We start from the raw sequence: 19,642 nt of genomic DNA, 5'->3' as shown, positions 1-19,642 counted from the left end.
TTGGGGACTTCCGAAAACCGCTCACGTCATCGCTGCGCGATCACCATCGGCTGGTTCGGCACCGCCGCGCGGATCTCGGGCGAGTACATCGCCTCGACCTTCGAAGGCGGCATCTGCATCCGGCCCGCGGCGTTGAGCCGCATGACGTACGTCACCGTATGCGTGCCGCGCGGCAGCCAGGCGAAATAGCCGCGCCAGGCGTCGCGCCCACGCTCGACATAGCTCGGCTGCGATCCCGACGTCTCGCCGCCCTCGGCCAGCATCTCGGACTGTCCGCCCAGCGATCCGATGACGGTCGCGCCCGCCGGGACCGGGTCGTTGATCACCACCCAGTTGCGGTCGGCGGTCGCCTCGACCGTCAGCGTCACGCGGATCACGTCGCCGCGCGTCAGCGTCCCCTGCGTCTTGGCCTGGACCACCTCGGTCTTGCGCGACAGCTTGTAGCCGGCGCTCAGCGGCTGGGTCAGCGGCACCGCCGCCTTGACCTGAACCATCGCCCAGGGCCCTGCCCCGCCCGACTGGCTCAGCGTCAGTGGCGCCTGCTGCGTGGGCAGCGCCATGACGAAGCTGCGCTGCGGATCGGGCAGCGGCCAGCTGCGCGTGACGCTCTGCCCGCCGAGCGATGCGGTGGTGATCCCCGCCACCGCGCTCGCCGGATAGACCTGGCCGAATTTCCGCGCGGCGATCACGCCCCATGCGTTGGCGGTGGTGGTGTCCCAATGGCCGCGCTGCTGACGGAAGGCGGCGCCAACCATCATCTTGGGTCCCTCGCCCGAGAAGGTCGGGCGACCCAATGTCGCGACCAGCGCGCGCAGCACCGATTCGTCGCCCGACGACATCATCCACCACGCGGTGTTGGCGCTGTCGGACAAATCGATGCGCGTGCCTTCATAGACCAGCCGGGTCTTGAGCACGCCTTCCGCCGCCGCGCGCAGCTGCGCGCCATTGGCGAGGCCGGGCACCTTGCCCAGCGCGGCGATGTAATCGGCCAGCGTCGAGGTCGGCATGTCCTGCGGGGTCATGCCGATCTGGCCGAGCATCGCGGCGGTGGCCGCACCCTGCCGCGCCAGCGCCGCGAATGCCGCGACCTTCTGCAGGCGGACATCGCCATAATCCTCGTGCCGCAGCCGCCCGTCGAGCACCGCCTTGAGCGCCTCGATCATCCGCCCACGCGGACCGTCGGGGATCGGCAGCCCCGCCTCGGCGGTGATCGACAGGATATAGCTGGTCAGCGCTTCCGACCCGCGCAGGCTGTCCGACGGGAAGTAGCGCAGCAGGCCATCGCTATCGAGATAGACCGGCATCTCGCCCGACAGGCGATTCCACTCGCCCATGTCGCCGAGCACGATCGCGCGCGAGGTGCGCTGCTCGAAACAGCCATAGGGATAGGCCGCCATATAGTCGCGCACGCCCTGAAGCGGCGGAGTCAGCGTATCGGTGAGCAGGATCGAGACGTTGCCGATCCCCGGCAACGCGCCCGCCGGCGGCTGAATCGCCACCGGCCCACCCTCGCCGACGCGAACCAGGGTCGCCGCCCAAGTCTCGACCGGCACCGCCGGCGCGATCTCTTGGGCGACGGTGATCGCGTCGCTGGCCTTGCCGCTTTCGTCCTTGGCGGTGACCTTCCACTGGAGCTTGTCGAAGCCCGCCGGTGCGGTGAGGTTCCACGCGATCGGTACCGCGCCGCCCGCCGGGATCTCGACCGTCAGGTCGCGGCCCTCGGCCACCTTGGGCGACAGCTCGACATGCGCGGTCACCTTCATCGGCTTGTCCGAGCCGTTGCGCAGCGTGAAGCCGGCCGAGAAGAAGTCGCCATTGCGCACCAAAGGCGGAATGCCGGCGAAGATCGACAGATCCTGTGCGCTGCGGATGCTGGTCTCGCCGGTGCCGAAGCTCTGGCCCTTGTCGCCCAGCGCGATCGCGACGAGCTTGAACGAGGTCAGCGCGTCGGAGAGCGGCACATCGACCTGCGCCTTGCCCTGTGCGTCGAGCGGCACCTTGCCGCGCCACAGCAACACCGGCTGGAAATTCTCGCGGTTGAGCGCCGAGAGATCGCCGCCGCCACCGCCGCCGGCCTCGACCGCCTTGCGGCCATAGTGACGCTTGCCGACCACCTGGGTCTGCGCGGTCGAGGTGAGGACCGAGATCGGCCGTTCGCCCATCATCGCACCCAGCACATCCCAGCTCTCGTTGGGAGCGAGCTGGAGCAGCGCCTCGTCCACCGCGACGAAGGCGACATCGGCGCTTGGCGCGACGCTGCCGTCGGGGTTGTTGACCTGAAGCGCGACCTTGGCGGTGTCGCGCGCGGCATAGCGTTCCTTATCGGCCTTGACCGCCACGTTCATGCGGTGGCCTTCCCAGCCGACCTTCACCTTGGCGATGCCGAGGCGGTAGCTCGGCTTGGCGAGATCGACCATCGCGGTCGGCGCCGCGCCCTCGCGCGAGAAGAACGGCAGGTTCCAGCGCCGGGCAAGGTCCGCCCACCAAAGTTTCCACCCGCCGATGCGCCCGCGCACCGCCATGACCGAAACGAACACGTCAGGGGCATAGACGCCCTGCATCGGCACCTCGACCACCGGATTGTCGCCCGACAGCTCGGTGACGAAGCTCGACATCACGCCTTCGCGCTCGACCGTCACCAGCGCCGTCGCCTTGCGGAACGGCATGCGCACCTGGAAGCGCGCGGTGTCGGTCGACTTATATTCCTGCTGCTCGGGGATGACGTCCATGCGGTCGCCATTGTCGCCGCCGAACCACCAGTCATCCTCGCCCGCCAGCCAGACGGAGGTCACGGCGCGCGCCGTGTTGCCGTTGGCGTCGGTGGTCGTCGCCACCGCATAGACCTCGCCCGACACGCCCGGATCGATCTGGCACTGTGCCAGTCCCAGCTCGTCGGTCGACGCCGAGCAGCTTGCGCTGATCTTGGTCGTCTTGGCGTTGTTCTCATAGGCGTAGAAGCCGCCGATCAGCCGCCGCCGCGCGGTGAGGATCTCGCGGCTGTACAGCGCGACCTGAACCTTCTGGCCCTTGATCGGCTTGCCGTCGGTGCCGAGCGCGACGAGGCGGAGGCGCAGGTCATCCTCCTTCATCAGCCAGCCGTCGGTCTTGATCCCGAGCTGGACGCCCGAGGCATAGATCGGCACGCGGCGCGACGCGGTCAGGATCTCGCCATTGGCGTCCTGATAATCCATCTCGACACGCATCTGGCTGTTGCCGTCGAGCGTCTGGGGAATATCGACGCTGGTGCGCACCGTCCCGTCGGCGCCCAGTGTCACCGGCAACGTCTGCATCGGCGGCAGCGTGACGGTGTCTTCCTCACCCTCGCCGTTCAATGGCTTGGTGCCCTCGGCGATCGCGCGCCCGCCAAAGGTATAGCCGTCATAGCCGGTGGGTGCCGAGATGCCGTCATAATAGCCGATGCGCAGCTCGACCGGCAGGTTCGACGCGCCCCCGCCGGAGAGATAGCCGACGAACAGGTCGAGCGGCAGGCTCTTGGGCTTGATCGCGGCCTCTTTCGGCCCCGCGACCGACGCCTTCATCGTCGGCAGCTTGTATTCGTCGACCTTGATCGACTGGCTGGTCCAGATCGTCTGCTCGGCGCCGTCCTTGCCGGGGCCGACGAACTGCAGATCATAGTCGCCCATCGGAGCGCCCTGCGGCACGTTCCACTGCGTCTCGCCGGTGCCGCTGGCATCGACGGTGACCGGCAACTCGAAGCTGGTGTCCGAGCCGCGATGGCTGAGCTTCAACTTGCCGGTAAAGCCGGCCGGGGTGATGAAGCCCTGCGCCACCGGGCGGCGCAGCACATGCTTCATGTTCACCACCTCGCCCTGGCGCACCAAGGCGCGATCGAAGATGGTGTGGACGATCTCGTTCGCGGCTTCATAGCCGTAGCGCAGGTCGAAATCGTACGGGCGGATGCCCTCGCCCCACGCGGTCAGCGTGAAGCTCATATCGTCGCCCTTGCGCGCCGAGACCATCAGCGGGTGCGAGCTGCTGTCGTCGCAATTGCCCCAGCTCTGCGGCTCGGGGATGCCCTGCTTGACCGTCAGACGCCCCATATCGTCGGTGGTGCCCTTGGCCAGCGCCGCGCCGGTGCAGCTGTCGGTGACCTGCACGGCGGCGCCGCTCACCGGCTTGCCGCTGTCGAGCGAGGTCACCCAGGCGAGCGAGCCCTCGCGGCCCCATTTGAAATGCACCGCCATGTTGGTGACGAGCGCGCCCGCCGCGACGTAGCGCGGGGCGTTGCGACCGAGCAAAGCCTGGCCGAGCTGGGGCGAGGACAGCTCGACGACATAGAATCCGGGCTTCTTGAGCGGGATTCCGACGACCTCGAACTCCTTGCCCTTGCCGGGTAGCGCGATCGGCTGGAGCGCCGTGCCGAGGCCCTGGGGCAGGATCGACTTGGCGCCGGTCTGGTTGATGCGGACCGTCTCCGTGCCACGCTTGACCTCATCGACCTCGTAATCGTCGGCCTTGTCGATGTTGCGCAGCCATTTGGCGATCACGCCGTCGGCGGCATCGACGCGCATATGCTGGCCGGTGACCGACAGGCCCTTGCCCTGAAGCGAGGCTTCGACGTTGCGCACGGTGACGGGCAGGATGCCGCCCTCCTGCGCTTCGATGATCCCGAACGGCGCGGCGAATTTCACCAGCGGCGGTGCTTCGTCGAAGCGGACCTCGAGCGGGAAGCGTTCGGCGTTCGCCAGCACACGGCCGCTCTCGTCCTTCACACCCGCGGGCAGGACGAGCTTGGCGGTGGTCGATGCCGGGAGCGGCGCCTTGAATTTGAGGTCGCTGACGGTGTTCGCCCGCTTGTCGTCGTCCGACAGTTCGGGCGCCAGCTTCTTGCCGTCGGGCAGCTCGATGCGGACCTGTTCGGCCAGTTCCTTGGGCACGCGTGCGCTGAAGCGCACCCACGCCTCCTGCACCGGCGAGCAGCCCGCCTGCGGGTTGACGCGCGAACATTCGAAGCGCGCGGTGAACGGCTTGCGCACGGTGAAGTCGAAGCGCTGCTCGGCCCCGGCGGTCTTGCCGCCGGCGCCCGCGATCGATGCGCCCCAGACGAGCGAGACGTCGCGCCCCGGGGGCAGCGGACGGCCGCATTTGACCGCGACGACGCTGGCCAGCGCCTTGGCGCGGTCGCCCGCATCCTCGGGCAGTTTCTCGGCGATCCCCGAATCGTTGAGGAAGCTGCGAACCTCCCAGCGCTCGGGGTTCAAATCCTTGATCAGCTTGCCGGGCAGCTCGGCGTCGAGCAGTTCGACCGGGATCTTCTCGCCCAGGCCCTCGACCGCGCAATAGGCACCCGCCGCGATCGACGCGCGCGTGGCGGGCATGTTGGTGCCGATCAGGAAGACCTGGTCCTCCTCGATTTCGCCGCCATAGCGGCTCGGCAGCATGCCCTTCACGGTCGGCCCGCCGGCATCGATCTTGAACGTGCGCGTTCCGGTGACCGCGTAGCCCGACAGGCCCTTCAGTTTCTCGTTGAGCTCGAACTCGCACACCGTCCCGCCGGGGAGCGGGGTCGCGAAGTCGTGGACGAAGGTCTGCTGGTCGACCCAGCGCCCCTCGCCGCCCACCGGGCAATTGACCTTGGCGGGGGAGGCCGCGCGCGGATCGCCCAGCGGCACCATCGGCGCGCTGAAGCGAAGCGTGAAGCGCTCGATCGCGCCATCGCCCATGCCGGGCGTCGCCAGCACCACCTGAGGGCTGGAATCCCCCCAGGCCGCGAGCGGCGTCAGCGCAAGAGCCAGAACCGCGGCTGCGCGTGCGAGGTGCTTCATGATCCTTCCCCTTGCAGGACGGCGCGAAACCTACCGCCCGCACCATGGCGAAGTCCAGTGACAGCTTTGAAAACGCGGCGATTTGAGTAACTGCCGCCCCGCACCCGGTGCAGCAATTCTGAAACGCGGCTTTGCCTTTTCTGACACATGAATCTGCGAAGGGCCCCCGAATAGCGACGTTCGGGGACAAGTCAGATGATCCGCAAGGCGATCCGGTCCAGCCTGCCGCTCCTGGCGCTGGCCAGCCTGTCGACCGCCGCCGCGCCGGACCCGTCCGACGAGCCGATCGAGCAGGCGCAACTGATCGGCGCACTCCAGCTCGATGGCGAGCTGTTCCACGTCCAGGGCCTCGAACTCGAGCGCACGCGCATCTGGGTCACCTCGGTCGACGAGGGGAGCCGCAAGGCCTGGCTCCACGCGTTCGACCGGCGCACCGGCCGCTTCCTGCGGCGCCTGGAGCTGACCGACGGCGCGCGCTACCACCCCGGCGGCATCTCGATCTCCGGCCGCTCGATCTGGGTCCCGGTCGCGGAGTACAAGCCGAACAGCTCCGCGACCCTGATCGAGGTCGATGCGGATAGCCTGAAAGTACGGCGGAAAATTCAGGTCGCCGACCATCTCGGTTTCGTCGCGGCATCGGGCGACACGCTGGTCGCGGGCAATTGGGACGGCCGGCTGCTCTATGTCTTCGACCTCAAGCGCAACGCCCCGCCACGCATCGTTCCCAACCCTTCCGCCACCCGCCATCAGGATATGAAGTTCGTCGGCGACCAGCTGGTCGCGGGCGGCGCGATCACGCCGTGGAACGGCGCGATCGACTGGATCGACTGGCCGTCGATGAAGGTCACGCGCACGCTGCGCGCCGGCGCCATCGGCCCGATCCGCCCGATCGGCCGCGGCGGCCCCTATACCGGCGAAGGCATGGCGATCGAGGGCCGCGACCTCTACCTCGTCCCCGAAGACGGCCCCAGCCGCATGTTCCACTTCCGGCTGGATGAGCAGGGCGGGGACGAGCCGGCCTGATCGAATTTCAGGCGATGCACCAGCGGCGGCTATTGGGTGGGCGTTTCGTTGCGGTAGGCCACTGCGTCCGCACCACACTGAGGACATGCGAAGATCAAGCGAGGTGGAATGTATGTCTGCCGAAACTCTTGAAACCACACTCCCGCCGATGCGGTGGCCGCCTCCACACGACGAAGATGCACCACTCTAAGGTCATCGCGAACAAGGAGATTATTGACGCGGGTCTGCACAGCCTCATTGCCGCCGTCTTCAACTTCAGCGTCGATCATCTCAGCGACAACTATCTCATCGACGGCCACGCTGGTCAGAGAAGTAAGCCCAGCAGTTACCATGTCGGTGTCACCGCTAAAGGTCAGATGGGGGGTTACATGACCGCTCCCTTCACATCGCAAAGAGGAGATGGTCCCTTCGATCCAGCGCGTCATGTCGCCAAGCTAACGAAGACACAGATGTCTGCAATGGGGGCGTTAGCGGTCTCGGCCTCTGTCATCCGGCCTTGTGCCGGGATGACGGCTGGATTGACGCGCTCGTAACCCGGCCAGCGCGGCCTTGAGCCCACCGGCACGAGCTCCCGCAACCGGCATCTACTGGCTTCCCTTCCCGCCCCACAATCTCCACAACCACCCCATGACCCTGCGCACCCTCTACCCCGAGATCACCCCCTATGCGTCGGGCATGCTCGACGTCGGGGATGGCCACAGCATCTATTACGAGCGCTCCGGTACGCCGGGCGCCAAGCCCGCCGTGTTCCTGCATGGCGGCCCGGGCGGGGGCATCGCGCCCACCCATCGCCGGCTGTTCGATCCCGCGCGCTACGACGTATTGCTGTTCGACCAGCGCGGCTGCGGGCGATCGACGCCGCACGCCAATCTCGACGCCAACACCACCTGGCACCTCGTCGCCGATATCGAACGGCTGCGCGAACTCGCCGGGGTCGAGCAATGGCTGGTGTTCGGCGGCTCCTGGGGCTCGACGCTCGCGCTTGCCTATGCCCAGACGCATGCCGAGCGGGTGAGCGAGCTGGTGCTGCGCGGCATCTACACCTGCACCAAACCGGAGCTGGACTGGTTCTACCAGTTCGGCGTGTCGGAGATGTTCCCCGACAAATATGAGCGCTTCGCCGCGCCGATCCCGGAGGCGGAGCGTGGCGACCTGCTGTCCGCCTATCACCGCCGCCTGACCACCGGCCCGCGCGAAGACCGGATCGCGGCGGCGCGCGCGTGGAGCGTGTTCGAGGGCGAGACGATCACCCTGCTCCCCGATCCGGCGCTGTCCGCGCATCATGACGCGGATGAGTTCGCGCTCGCCTTCGCCCGGATCGAGACGCATTATTTCGTCAACGGCTGCTGGCTCGAGCCCGGCCAGCTGCTGCGCGACGCGCACAAGCTGCACGGTATTCCCGGGACGATCGTGCATGGCCGCTACGACATGCCCTGTCCCGCGCGCTACGCCTGGCAACTGCACCAGGCCTGGCCCGAGGCGGATTTCCACCTGATCGAAGGGGCAGGCCACGCCTATTCGGAGCCGGGTATCCTCGACCAGCTGATCCGCGCGACCGACCGCTACGCGGCAGCGTAACGTCAGTCGTCCGGCTGGTCTTCGGCCGCGTCCGGGCGCCCCTTGAAGCCCTGCGCCACCACGAACCATTCGACCGATCCCTTGCGGCTCGACGGTGGCTTGGCGTGCTTCACGCTGGCGAAGGCGCGCTTCATCTCCGCGACGAACTTGCCGTCTCCGCCGCTCGCGAACACCTTGCTGACAAAGGTGCCGCCGGGCGCGAGGTTGTTGATCGCGAAGTCGAACGCCAGCTCGACCAGCCCCATCGTGCGCAGCGCGTCGGTCTGCGGGTGGCCGACGGTGTTGGCCGCCATGTCCGAAACGACGAGGTCGGGCGCGCCGCCCAGCGCCTCGATCAGCTTGCCGGGCGCGGCATCGTCCATGAAATCCATCTGGAAGATGGTGACGCCGTCGATCGGATCGACGGGCAGCAGGTCGATGCCCACCACCTCTGCCCTGGGACATTTGCGGCGCACGACCTGGCTCCACCCGCCGGGTGCGAGGCCAAGATCGACGACGCGCTTGGTGCCCTTGAGGAAGTCGAACTTCTCGTCCAGCTCGATCAGCTTGTAGGCCGCGCGGCTGCGATAGCCCTCGGCCTTGGCCTTCTTGACGTACGGGTCGTTGAGCTGGCGTTCGAGCCAGCGCACCGACTGGCTGGTCCGCCCGCGCCCGGTCCGAACGCGGGTGTGCCCGCGGGTGCCGCCCCTGCTCATTGCGCGCGGGCGCCCATCAGGCGGCGAAGGATGCCCTCGCGGATGCCGCGGTCGGCGATGCCGAGCCGCTGCGCGGGCCAGATGTCCATGATCGTCTCCAGAATCGCGCATCCCGCGACGACCAGATCGGCCCGCTCCGCGCCGATGCAGGGAATAGCCGAGCGCCCGGTCATGTCCAGCCCGGCGACGCGCTGGCTGACCGCGCGCATCGATGCGGCGGGGACGATCAGCCCGTCGATCGCCGAGCGGTCGTAGGAGGACAGCCCCAGATGCACGCTGGCGAGCGTCGTCACCGTCCCGCTGGTGCCGAGCAGCCGCGGGGTGCCGGTGATTTCAGGCAGCCGCGCGATGAACGGCGCGAACGCCTGCGCCACGCTGTCGCGCATCCGCGCATAGCTCGCCTCGCGCGCATCGGGATCGCGGTCGTCGGCGATGCCGCGCGCCTCGGTCAGCGAGACCACGCCCCAGGGCGCGCTGTGCCAGTCGAGGATGCGGGGTTGTTCATGGGTCGAATCGACCAGCACCAGCTCGGTGGATCCGCCACCGATGTCGAACACCAAAGCCGGGCCGTCGCCCGGTTCGAGCAGCGCGTGGCAGCCCAGCACCGCCAGCCGCGCCTCTTCCTCGGCGGTGATGATGTCGAGCACGATCCCCGTCTCGCGATAGACGCGCTGGATGAATTCGGGGCCGTTCGACGCCTGGCGGCACGCTTCGGTCGCGACCGATCGCGACAGCGCGACATGGCGGCGTTTCAGCTTGTCGGCGCAGATCTTGAGCGCGGCGATGGTCCGCTCGATCGCCGCGTCGGACAGCCGCCCGCTCGACGCCAGCCCCTCGCCCAGCCGGACGATTCGCGAAAAGGCGTCGACCACGGTGAACCCCGACCCTTGCGGGCGGGCGATCAGCAATCTGCAATTATTGGTGCCAAGGTCGAGCGCGGCATAGTGCCGCGCCTCTGGCCAGCGTGCCCGCCCCTGCTGGGGCGGAGACGGTCTTGAGGCCGGGCGGGCCGGTTTCGGAGCCGGCGGGCGCGGCATCCTGGCGGAGCCATCCCCCATCAAATCACTCACTTATGTTCTTCCGTCACGGCCGAAGCGGGCCGCCGGTGCTTGGGAACGAGGCTAGCGCAACGCCGGGGCATCGGCAAGGCGAGCGACCGGCGGTGCAAAACCGGCCTGAACCCCCTTGACCGGCCCGGTTTCTCCTCCTAATTGCCCCCGCCTGACTTCGGTCGGTGATGCCCGATCCTCTAATGGTAAGAGAGCGGACTCTGACTCCGTCAATCAAGGTTCGAGTCCTTGTCGGGCATCCAATTCTCTACAGCACGAGACCCTAGGCGCGCATACAGGCTTCGATCTGTTCCGCGGGAACGGCGTGCCAACGCCGGTTAGTGGTGTCCCGGGGGCTGGTATTGCCGCGGTGGATGGTCGCCACGAACTGGTCGCCCTGCGGGTTGACGACCAGGCGTTTGGAACGGCTGCTCCAGACAAAGGCGTTGTCTTCGCCGACGTTCAGGTCGGCAAACGGGCTCGAGCGCCAGTAATCGCGCCGGTAGCAGAGCGTGCCCCCTGCAACCCAAGGCTGCCTGCCGTCGTAAACGTAGCGCCAGCCGCGACGCGACTCGCGGTCGTAGAACAGGACGCGGTCTAGCCCGCAGATATCGGCCTGCTCCGACATGAGCGTCGTGACTTGCGAGCGCATCCATCGCTTCGAGCGCCAGTCGTCATCGTCCCAATGGACGACGACATCGCCGCGCGCCATCTCGACGGCAAGGTTGCGCTTGGCGCCGACCGAAAGCCTCGCCGCCGAGCGATAATAGCGGATCGCCGCATCGGATGGGACGAGGTCGGCGATGCTGTCCGTGCCATCATCGACGATGATCAGCTCGCGGTTGGGATAGTCTTGTTCCAGGAACTGCCGGATGGCTTCGGGAACGAAGGCGCGACGGTTCGCGGTGGGCAGGATGCAGCTGACGAGCATCGTTGGCTCGGTAGCTCGAAGCGGTCCGCTTTGCCTGACCGGCGCGGGTGAACCGGCCCATGCGTCCTGCACAGCCGCGAATCCGGCGGATGCCGGCACGATCCGGCATTCCGACGGAGTCAGGTCCAGACCGAACGGCAGTTGCCAGCTGTTCGATCCATGCCGGACATACACCATATGCTCGCGCCCCGGCTGGCGGTGCAGCCGTGCGCCACCATGCATCAGCGCGGCGAGGAAATGGCTGTCCTCGCGCATCGATGCGCGTGGATAGCCGCCGCTCCGCTCCCAATCGCGCTTGAGGAACATCAGCGTCCCGCCCGCCACATTCTCCGCGAACATCCGGGCGAACAGCGCGGGGTCGGCTTCCCAACACACCCCGGTCGCCGCATCGAAGAACAGAATGTCGTTCAGCGCCGTCACCTCGGCGCTTCCGTCCAGGATCGCCGCCGCTTGAACGCTCAACCGCGCGGGGCCGTACCAGTCGTCGTCATCCCACTGGGCGATGATGTCGCCGCGCGCGGCCGCGACCGCCTGGTTGCGCTTTGCCCCGATGCTGTTCTCCTGCGCGCGGAGGATCCGGATATCGTCGCCGCCGATCCCGGGCGGCAGATCGCCGTCGCGATCATGGACGATGATCAGCTCGCGGTCGGGATAGTCCTGGGCGCGGAAACAAGCGATTGCCCGCTCGACAAGGTCGGCGCGACCACGGGTCGGCATGATGCAGCTGATCATGGCCCGCTCCAGCCGCGCGGCACCCTGCGGCGCGCTGGCTGCGGCCGGCGGTTGCGACCAGGCGGCATCGAACGGGATTGGGGGGCTTTGGCTCTCACCACCCGACTCCGGCCAGTCCGGCTCCGGAGGACTGGCAGCCGGTGGCTGGTTCAGGGGCAGGATCGTCGCGCGATCCGACATGTCCGAGGGCGGCGAAGTCTCCATGCGCTCTCTCCTGGATCGCGCCATGCCCCCGCAAAGTACAGCGGCATCCGTTCCCGGCCGATCGTCGGTTACGGGATGTGCGAGCTTTTCAGGTCAATGACCAGCGGAAGAATATCCGCAACGACGTCAACCGCGTGACGCTGCCCCCGCGACCCGCACGCCTTCCTTAAAGGTATCGGTGACGGCGATATCGGCGAGGCGGGCGGGGTCGATCGTCAGGGGATTGTCCGAGAGAATCGTCAGATCGGCAAGCTTGCCCGGGACGAGCGCCCCCTTCCGGTCATCCTCGAAATGCTGCCAGGCCGCCCACAAGGTCATCGCCTTGAGCGCGACCTCGACGGGAACACGCTGATCGGCGCCAAGGATATCGCCCGATCGCGTGCGGCGCGTCACCGTCGCCGACAGCACCCGCATCGCATTCGGGTTGGCGACCGGTGCGTCGTGGTGCGAGGTGAAGCGCATGCCCCGCCGCAAGGCCCAGCCACAGGGCGAGATTGTCTCCGCCCGGCGCGGACCCAGCACCGAATCGCGATGCCAGTCTCCCCAGTAGAAGGTGTGCATCGGGAAGAAGGACGGCACGATGCCCAGCGCCTTCAACTGATCGACCTGATCCTCACGCGTCACCTGGCCGTGGATCAGCACCGGGCGGCGATCGGCGGCTCCGTGGCGACGTGTCGCCTCGCGCACCGCCGCGATGAGCAGGTCGACCGCTGCGTCGCCATTGGCATGTACCTGGATCTGCCAGCCGCGCGCGAAGGCAAGATCGATCGACTCCATCGCCTGCTTCTCGGTGATCGCGGGATAGCCGGCATAGGCCGCCGACCGACCCGCCGGCGGGACGTAATAGGGCTGTGACATCCAGGCGGTCTTGGCCTGCGGCGATCCGTCGATGGTGAGCTTGACCCCGCCGATACGGAAACGGCCGACATAGTTACGACGATAGATCGGCAATGCCATCGCGTCGGTCGATGTCAGGATGTCGGGAAAGGACAGCACGTCGATCGGTAGCCCGCCCTGCGCCGCGACCGATTCGATCAGGCGGCAGGTGTCGGTCGAAGAGCGCCCGTCCTGGCAGGTGGTGTAGCCGAAGCTGGCATAGAAGGCCGCCCCCTCCCGCAGCATTTCGCGGTTCGCCTGGGCATCCATGCGGGTGAACAGCACCCCCATCATCGCGAACAGCGCGGTTTCCTCGAGCACGCCATTCGGCTCGCGCGAACCGGCCTCGCGGCGATAGATGCCGCCATCGGGATCGGGTGTGTCGGCGGTGACGCGAGCCGCGGCGAGTGCGGGCGTGTTGACCACGCCCATATGGCTGGACTGGTGCAGGAACAGAATCGGCACGTCGCGCGAAATCGCGTCGAGTTCGGCCCGCGTCGGATGCCGCTGCTCCTTCAGCTGCGAATCGTCATAGCCGAAGCCGATCACCAGCTGGCTCTTGCGCACCAGCGCGTCATGGCGGGCCATCCAGTCGCGGGTGATCCGTTGGAGCGAGGGAATCGTGTCGCCCTCGCCATCGGGCGCGGGCAGCAGATTGGCGTAGCGCGCCTGCAGCCCGACCATCGAGACATGGCCGTGCGGATCGAAGAAACCGGGCAGCAAGGTCCGCCCCTGCAGGTCGAAGCGTCGCGCCCCGCGCCCCACAGCGGCATTGGCCGCGTCGAGCGAACCGGCCGCCACGATCAACCCGTTACGCACCGCGATCGCTTCCACGCCCGGCGTGGCATCCTCCATCGTCAGGATCGGGCCGCCATGGAAGACCGTCGCCTCCCCCACCCCCCGCGCCATCGCCCGGCCGCCAAACGCCAGCAGGCCTGCGGCGACTCCCCCCTGCTTGAGCACGCTGCGTCGATCGGTGGCTATCATGACGACTTCCCCTGTCAGTAGTTGACGATCAGATTGACGAACCCTCCCGTCCAGAACGGCGCATCGCGCGACGGCACGATCGAGTTGATCCCGGCACCCGGAACCGAAACGGAAATGCCCGCGGTCAGATAGATATTGGGCGTCACCACACGGCTGTATTCGAGGTAGAAATCGTCCGAGAGGTGCGCGCGCGTTACGCCCGTGATCGGGTTGGCGACGCCGTCCACAAACTCAAGGCGTGTCGCCTGTCCGAACTGGATCGGGCTGCCCAACTCGTTCGCGCTGATCCGCGCGGCCCGCGCGGTGATCGTATCGCGCTTGCCCGGCGCGATGCTGAACACGATCTGGTGCGCGTTCACGTTCGAGTTGATGAACACCATCGACGATTTGGAACCCGTCGACCACGCGCTGGGATTACCTTCATAGTAGAGCGGATCGAACCGCTCGAGCCGAGCGGTGGTGGGGTCGTCTCCGGAGAAGGTCTGGTAGACATAGGATATGCTCGGCCGCCAGCGATGGCCGGCGAACCTGTAGCCGACCTGTATCCGTCCGGCCCAGGCACGCAGATCGATCCGTTGGTTGCGCTCCAGCGCGAGATCGACCCCGAGCCAGGCATTGGCGAACGGACCGCTCGACGGCGCGATCCGGCCATAGGCGGTGAGAAACTGCAGGCCGTCGCGCGCGCCCTCGATGATCGACGGCACACCGATGCCGTTCGGCGGCGCCTTGGGATAGGGCGCGCCGGAACGCACCACCTTGCCCAGCGTCACTCCCGCGAAATTGCCGGATGCGCCATCGTAACGCAGGTCGAATCCGGCGACGCTGGTGTCGGTATCATTGTCGGGCGCCTCGTTGGGATCGAGGTAGAAGGCGGTGCCCGTGAATCCCGCCACGCGTCCATTTACCAGCCCGGCCACGCGCCACGCCCGTCGCGGTCCGAGCTTCAGCGCACCGCGCGAGAAACCGCTCGACCCGCCATTGGCAAGCAGCATGCCGGTCCCGGCCTTCCATTCGCGCGCGCCAAAGGAAAGGTCGACCTGCCCCGTCTTCGCCTCGCCTGATTGCAGGCCGAGATAGAGTTCCTCGACCGTGGTCTGGCCATTGTTGCCGGCATCGAACGCATCGGTGCCGACCGTGACCGAGGTGACGACCGACGCGCCACCATAGAGGGCGGCCTTGCCACCCGCCTGGCGGCGAAAGGTGATGCCGGGCTTCACATAGAATTCGAGCCAGCGCGCATCCGAATTGAAATCGGCATTCCCCGCCACGCTTTCGGCGAACTCCCAGAACAGATTGTCCTCGGCGACCAGATTGATCCCGGCCTCCACCTTCGCGCGAATTTCAGTATCATCGGTTTTTACGAGCAGGAAAGGGTCACTCGACTGAGCAAAAACAGGACCTGCCGCGAATACTGCCGCCCAAGAGGCAAGCAATCTGCAAAAGGAAAGTCCGAAATACACTGGCTCTACCCCATGGGTAACGCATAGCATCCTTGCCGCTTATCGAACAGGTCGGGGGTGAATTTTCTAGGTTTATTCAATATTAGTATAGCCGGATTGCTCGCCAACTACCCAAATTGGATGGAACAGGCTCCGATACGTTTGCCAAGCGCGGGCCTCGCCAATCATTCGAAGCGTACCTCAGGCTGGTACGACGCCTTCGCGCCAGCGACCAATCGCGCGAGGAAAACGGGATTCCGTCCGGCTTCGTCAGCGCTTGCAATGTTGGATTTGATTTGTTCATTGTTTGTTCCAGGCCCTCCGCCTGGAGTGACGAGGGAACAACATGGTCGCAACCAACACCTATTTCGATATCATCAGCCTCCGCGCATCGGATGTCGCCGACGCGACGGCATTCCTGGCGCAGGACGCGTCGGTGCCCAACGGCCTCTTCTATTGGACATTGGGAGACTTCACGGGACAGATCGACGACAGGAACATCATCAAGGCGGATAGTGTGGCGGTGAACGCCGGCGCATGGGTCCGGCAGGGCACGGCTTCGATCACGACATGCCAGACCGGCGCCAACGCCGTCCTTCGTAGCGCGCAGGACAAGATCCACGAGACCGTCAGCGTCACCGACTATGGCGCGGTGGGCAACGATGCAGTCGACGACACGGCCGCATTCCAGCAAGCCATCAACGCGGCCCGGGCGCTTGGGGCCAGCCTGTATGTTCCGTTCGGGACCTATCGGATCAGCTCGGCGCTCACGATCCCGTTCGATGCGGCCAAGCGCGGGATCAGGATCCATGGCGAAGCATCGGGCAATTATTACGGGGACGATCGGCAATCGACGATCCGCTACACCGGTTCGACGGGGCACCTTTGCTCGATCGTCGGAGATAACGCAGAAGGCACTGACGGCTCCCCGGCGCTGGTCCTCTTTGATGGCCTCCGGTTTTTAGGAAACAACGCAGCGGCTGGTGCGGTGCTGATCGAGCGTGCCTGGTATGTCGAGTTCGAGCGCTGCGCGTTCGCCCAGTGGAGCCACGCCGATGCGGCGGCCGTAACCTTCAAGGCGACAGGCGCGTCGGGGTTCGCGGGAGACAGCTCTCTGCGCGATTGCGTGTTCGCGAATTGCACCAGAAATCTTCTGCTGACCGGCGGCGGCGTGACCGGCGGACAAGTCAATTCCGTTCACCTGTTCAACTGCAAGGGCGTTGACCAGAAGCATGCGATCGAGGTGGATTTCGGCGGTTTCATCCCGTTCACTTCGGATATCATTGCAATCGCCTGTTCGTGGCAGGGATGCACGCATGAAGCGATCAAGTCGCAGGGCGTGGCGAATGCCTGGCTGATCGACGGCGGCTATATCGAGGAGGGCGACGACAAAAATAATACGCTGCCGGCATTCAGGTTTTCAGGCGCAAATAACCTCGGCATCACGATTCGAAATGTGTTCTCGCGCAAGCCAAAACTCGGGGCCGCGAACGCGCTGATCTATGCCGAAAACGTCAAAGGGCTGACCGTCATCGGCAATTCGTCCGGCTTCGGCGGCGCATCCGATCGCTACAGCGTTGACGTGGTCAACGGGAGCAATCTCGACGTCGAAGTGTTTCCCGTTACGGGCGCGTCGTCCTACCCGCTGCGGGTCAATAACTACGTCATCGCCTCGGGCCGGGTCAGCGAATTATGGGCGGCCGACATGCCCAGCGGCGGCCTGTTCAACGGGGTTTCGTCGGGTGACGGCTGGCCCGGCGGGACTGCGGCCAATCTTGTCGCAAAGCTCAGCAAGTCGAACGGAAAGGTTCGCATCAACTTCAAACAGACGATCACCACGAAGTCGCCGGCCGGCACGCTGACCCTGATCGGCCTGATTCCCTATCCGAATGACGGGGCCGATGTTCCGTTCCGGGTATCGATTACCGACGTAACGACGGACAAGCCCAAATTCTATGACGCCATCCTGCCGTCGGGTACCCCGTTCGCCACGGTCTACGACAGCAATGGCGATGTGCTCGACTATCAGACCGCGTTCAAGGTCGGCACCATCGTTCGCGCCGAGTTTGAATATGTTACGGCTGGCTAGCCGTCATCCTATCGAACAGGAAATAGACGCGTCCTAGTGATATGGGCGCCGCCGGATCACTCCGGCGGCGCCCCAATTCTCACTCCGACGGGAAGCCGCGGCGCTTGAACAGCGCCTTCACGTCGGGGTCGCGGCCGCGGAACGCCTTATAGGCTTCCTTGCGGTCGGTCTCGTTGCCCGTGGCGAGCAGGATGGTGCGGAACTTGTCGGCGACGGTCTTGTCCCAGACATTGCCCGTCTCGGTGAACGCCGCCCAGGTGTCGGCGTCCATCGTCTCCGACCACAGATAGCTGTAATAGCCCGCCGAATAGGCATCGGACGAGAACAGGTGATTGAACTGCGGCAGGCGGTGCCGCATCACGATCTCCTTGGGCATCTTGAGCTCGGCCAGCGTGGCGCGCTCGAACGCGTCGGGATCGATCACCGGCACCGTACGATCGTGCAGCTTCATGTCGACGATCGCCGACGAGAGATATTCGACCGTGCTGAAGCCCTGGTTGAAGGTGTCCGCCTTCTCGATCTTCGCGACCAGCGCCGCCGGGATCACCTCGCCGGTCTTGTAGTGCTTGGCGAAGCGGCTGAGCACGTCGGGCATGAGCAGCCAATTCTCGTTCACCTGGCTGGGATATTCGACGAAGTCGCGCGGCGTGCCGGCGAGGCCCGGATAATAGACGTTGCCGATCAGGCTGTGCAGCGCATGGCCGAATTCGTGGAACAAAGTCGTCGCGTCGTCGAGGCTGATCAGCGTCGGCTCGCCGCCGCCGCCCTTGGTGAAATTATTGTTGTTCGACGCCAGCACGATCTGGTCGCCCTTGATCCCCGAACGGGTGCGATAGGCGGTGGCCCAGGCGCCCGAGCGCTTTCCGGCGCGCGCGAAATTGTCGAGGTAGAAGACACCGACGGTCTTGCCCAGGCGCGTCACCTCGAACGTGCGAACATCGGGGTGGAAGACGGGAATCGTACCCGTATTTTCCTTGAACTGCAGATCGTAGAGGCGGCCCGCGGCGTAGAACATGGCGTTCACCATGTTGTTGAGCTCGAGATAGGGCTTCACCTCGCTCTCATCGAGGTCGTACTTCGCCTTGCGGACCTTCTCCGAATAATAGCGATAGTCCCAGCCCTCGATCGTGATCTTCGGCCCCTTGCCCGCCGCGGCTTCGGCGTCGGCGAGCGCCTGCATGTCGGCGACCTCCTCGATCGCGCGGGCGCGCGCGGCCGGCCACACCGACATCATCAGCTTCATCGCATTGGCGGGGGTTTCCGCCATCGTGTCGTCCATGCGGTAGTCGGCATGGGTCTTGAAGCCGAGCACCTTGGCGCGCTCCTGGCGCAGCTTCAGGATCGCGGCGATGCTGGCGTTGGTGTCGTTCGCGTCGCCATTGTCGCCGCGGTTGATATAGGCGTTGTAGACCTTCTCGCGCAGGTCGCGGCGCGTCGAGTACATCAGGAACGGCTGCATCGACGAGCGGGTGTTCTTGACCGCCCACTTGCCCGCCTGTCCGCGCGCCTTGGCCTCATCGGCAAGGCTCGCCTTGAAGCTGTCGGAAAGCCCGGCGAGGTCGGCTTCGCTGTCGAGGAAGATCGCGGTCTCCTCATCCGCCAGCACCTTGCGGCTGAAATCGGTGTAGAGCTTGGCCAGCTCGCCGTTGATGCGCTTGACCTCGGCCTTCTGCGCGGCGTCGAGCAGCGCGCCCGAGGTCACGTAACCGCGATAGCTGCGCTCGAGCAGGCGCAGCTGCTGGGGGTTGAGGCCCAGGGTCTGGCGCTTGTCGTACAGCGTCTTCACCCGCGCGAACATCTTGGGGTCGAGGCTCATCTCGGTGAAGAAGGCCGAGAGTTTGGGGCTCCACTCGGCGGCGATCTTCTGCACTTCGGGGCTGGCGAGGTTGCTGGTGTAGACGCCCCAGACCGGGAAGACGCGGGCCAGCGCGCTGGTGTTCTTCTCGGACGCCTCGATCGTGTTGGCAAAGGTGGGCGCGGCGGGATTGTCGCGGATCTTCGCGAATTCGACGCGCGCCTCGGCCATCCCCTTTTCAAAGGCGGGGCCGAACATCGCCGGCGTCACCTTGTCCCACTGGGGAACCCCGTCGAACGGGCCGGGCCATTTGTCGAGCATCGGCGCGGGATTGACCGGGGCGGCTTGGGCCGGAGCGTTCTGGGACATCGAGCTTGCCTGTACGTTGGTGGCGAAGAGCGAGGTGGTGGCGAGCAGGATCGCGCCAGTGACGGGCTTCATGGAATTCCCCTGAATTT

11 protein-coding genes and 1 tRNA gene are annotated in these 19,642 nt (G+C 66.1%); 4 read left to right on the top strand and 8 right to left on the bottom strand.

The annotated features are described in order from the left end of the window. Positions 1 to 26: 26 nt before the first annotated feature. The gene (locus AC07M1_RS02150; RefSeq protein WP_495160922.1) at positions 27 to 5,786 is read right to left on the bottom strand and encodes an alpha-2-macroglobulin family protein; all 5,760 of its coding nucleotides are present in this window, start codon (positions 5,784 to 5,786) and stop codon (positions 27 to 29) included. 195 nt (positions 5,787 to 5,981) lie between these two features. Between AC07M1_RS02150 and AC07M1_RS02145 the strand changes: the two genes are divergently transcribed. Beyond that, positions 5,982 to 6,809: a DUF6454 family protein gene (locus AC07M1_RS02145; protein WP_495160921.1), complete on the top strand. Its 828-nt coding sequence runs from the start codon at positions 5,982 to 5,984 to the stop codon at positions 6,807 to 6,809. Between the two features lie 29 nt (positions 6,810 to 6,838). Here the strand turns inward: AC07M1_RS02145 and AC07M1_RS02140 are convergent, their stop codons facing one another. Continuing rightward, entirely contained in the window at positions 6,839 to 7,234 is a 396-nt protein-coding gene (locus AC07M1_RS02140; protein ID WP_495160920.1) for a hypothetical protein, read from the bottom strand. 202 nt (positions 7,235 to 7,436) lie between these two features. Here AC07M1_RS02140 and pip point away from each other — a divergent pair, with 202 nt between their 5' ends. Continuing rightward, a complete protein-coding gene (gene pip / locus AC07M1_RS02135) occupies positions 7,437 to 8,387 on the top strand; it encodes a prolyl aminopeptidase (RefSeq protein ID WP_495160919.1) in 951 nt (316 codons plus the stop codon). Between the two features lie 2 nt (positions 8,388 to 8,389). Here pip and AC07M1_RS02130 read toward each other — a convergent pair whose 3' ends face one another. Further along, a complete protein-coding gene (locus AC07M1_RS02130; RefSeq protein WP_495160918.1) occupies positions 8,390 to 9,082 on the bottom strand; it encodes an RlmE family RNA methyltransferase in 693 nt (230 codons plus the stop codon). Continuing rightward, the gene (locus AC07M1_RS02125) at positions 9,079 to 10,119 is read right to left on the bottom strand and encodes a Ppx/GppA phosphatase family protein (protein ID WP_495162797.1); all 1,041 of its coding nucleotides are present in this window, start codon (positions 10,117 to 10,119) and stop codon (positions 9,079 to 9,081) included. The genes AC07M1_RS02130 and AC07M1_RS02125 overlap by 4 nt, the downstream gene beginning before the upstream one ends. A 201-nt stretch (positions 10,120 to 10,320) precedes the next feature. Between AC07M1_RS02125 and AC07M1_RS02120 the strand changes: the two genes are divergently transcribed. Beyond that, positions 10,321 to 10,394: transfer RNA gene (locus AC07M1_RS02120), tRNA-Gln, on the top strand. 20 nt (positions 10,395 to 10,414) lie between these two features. Here AC07M1_RS02120 and AC07M1_RS02115 read toward each other — a convergent pair. From AC07M1_RS02115 to AC07M1_RS02105, 3 genes are all read right to left on the bottom strand, one after another. Then, entirely contained in the window at positions 10,415 to 11,998 is a 1,584-nt protein-coding gene (locus tag AC07M1_RS02115) for a glycosyltransferase family 2 protein (protein ID WP_495160917.1), read from the bottom strand. A gap of 126 nt (positions 11,999 to 12,124) precedes the next feature. After that, a complete protein-coding gene (locus AC07M1_RS02110) occupies positions 12,125 to 13,861 on the bottom strand; it encodes an amidohydrolase (protein WP_495160916.1) in 1,737 nt (578 codons plus the stop codon). A gap of 14 nt (positions 13,862 to 13,875) precedes the next feature. Continuing rightward, the gene (locus tag AC07M1_RS02105; protein ID WP_495160915.1) at positions 13,876 to 15,189 is read right to left on the bottom strand and encodes an alginate export family protein; all 1,314 of its coding nucleotides are present in this window, start codon (positions 15,187 to 15,189) and stop codon (positions 13,876 to 13,878) included. Positions 15,190 to 15,736: 547 nt separating this feature from the next. Here AC07M1_RS02105 and AC07M1_RS02100 point away from each other — a divergent pair. After that, a complete protein-coding gene (locus AC07M1_RS02100; protein WP_495160914.1) occupies positions 15,737 to 17,389 on the top strand; it encodes a glycosyl hydrolase family 28-related protein in 1,653 nt (550 codons plus the stop codon). A gap of 79 nt (positions 17,390 to 17,468) precedes the next feature. Here AC07M1_RS02100 and AC07M1_RS02095 read toward each other — a convergent pair whose 3' ends face one another. Next, positions 17,469 to 19,625, bottom strand: a complete 2,157-nt coding sequence (locus tag AC07M1_RS02095) for a M3 family metallopeptidase (protein WP_495160913.1) — start codon at positions 19,623 to 19,625, stop codon at positions 17,469 to 17,471. Positions 19,626 to 19,642: the final 17 nt, after the last annotated feature.

The sequence above is a fragment of the Sphingomonas sp. GW821-FHT10C01 genome (assembly GCF_059415525.1).
This window is presented reverse-complemented; position numbering and strand designations above follow the sequence as displayed.

Excerpts from the sequence above, each read along its gene's own strand:
- AC07M1_RS02150 (WP_495160922.1), bottom strand. The coding sequence starts at position 5,786 with ATGAAGCACCTCGCACGCGCAGCCGCGGTTCTGGCTCTTGCGCTGACG.
- AC07M1_RS02145 (WP_495160921.1), top strand. The coding sequence starts at position 5,982 with ATGATCCGCAAGGCGATCCGGTCCAGCCTGCCGCTCCTGGCGCTGGCC.
- AC07M1_RS02140 (WP_495160920.1), bottom strand. The coding sequence starts at position 7,234 with ATGACGCGCTGGATCGAAGGGACCATCTCCTCTTTGCGATGTGAAGGG.
- pip (WP_495160919.1), top strand. The coding sequence starts at position 7,437 with ATGACCCTGCGCACCCTCTACCCCGAGATCACCCCCTATGCGTCGGGC.
- AC07M1_RS02130 (WP_495160918.1), bottom strand. The coding sequence starts at position 9,082 with ATGAGCAGGGGCGGCACCCGCGGGCACACCCGCGTTCGGACCGGGCGC.
- AC07M1_RS02125 (WP_495162797.1), bottom strand. The coding sequence starts at position 10,119 with ATGCCGCGCCCGCCGGCTCCGAAACCGGCCCGCCCGGCCTCAAGACCG.
- AC07M1_RS02115 (WP_495160917.1), bottom strand. The coding sequence starts at position 11,998 with ATGGAGACTTCGCCGCCCTCGGACATGTCGGATCGCGCGACGATCCTG.
- AC07M1_RS02110 (WP_495160916.1), bottom strand. The coding sequence starts at position 13,861 with ATGATAGCCACCGATCGACGCAGCGTGCTCAAGCAGGGGGGAGTCGCC.
- AC07M1_RS02095 (WP_495160913.1), bottom strand. The coding sequence starts at position 19,625 with ATGAAGCCCGTCACTGGCGCGATCCTGCTCGCCACCACCTCGCTCTTC.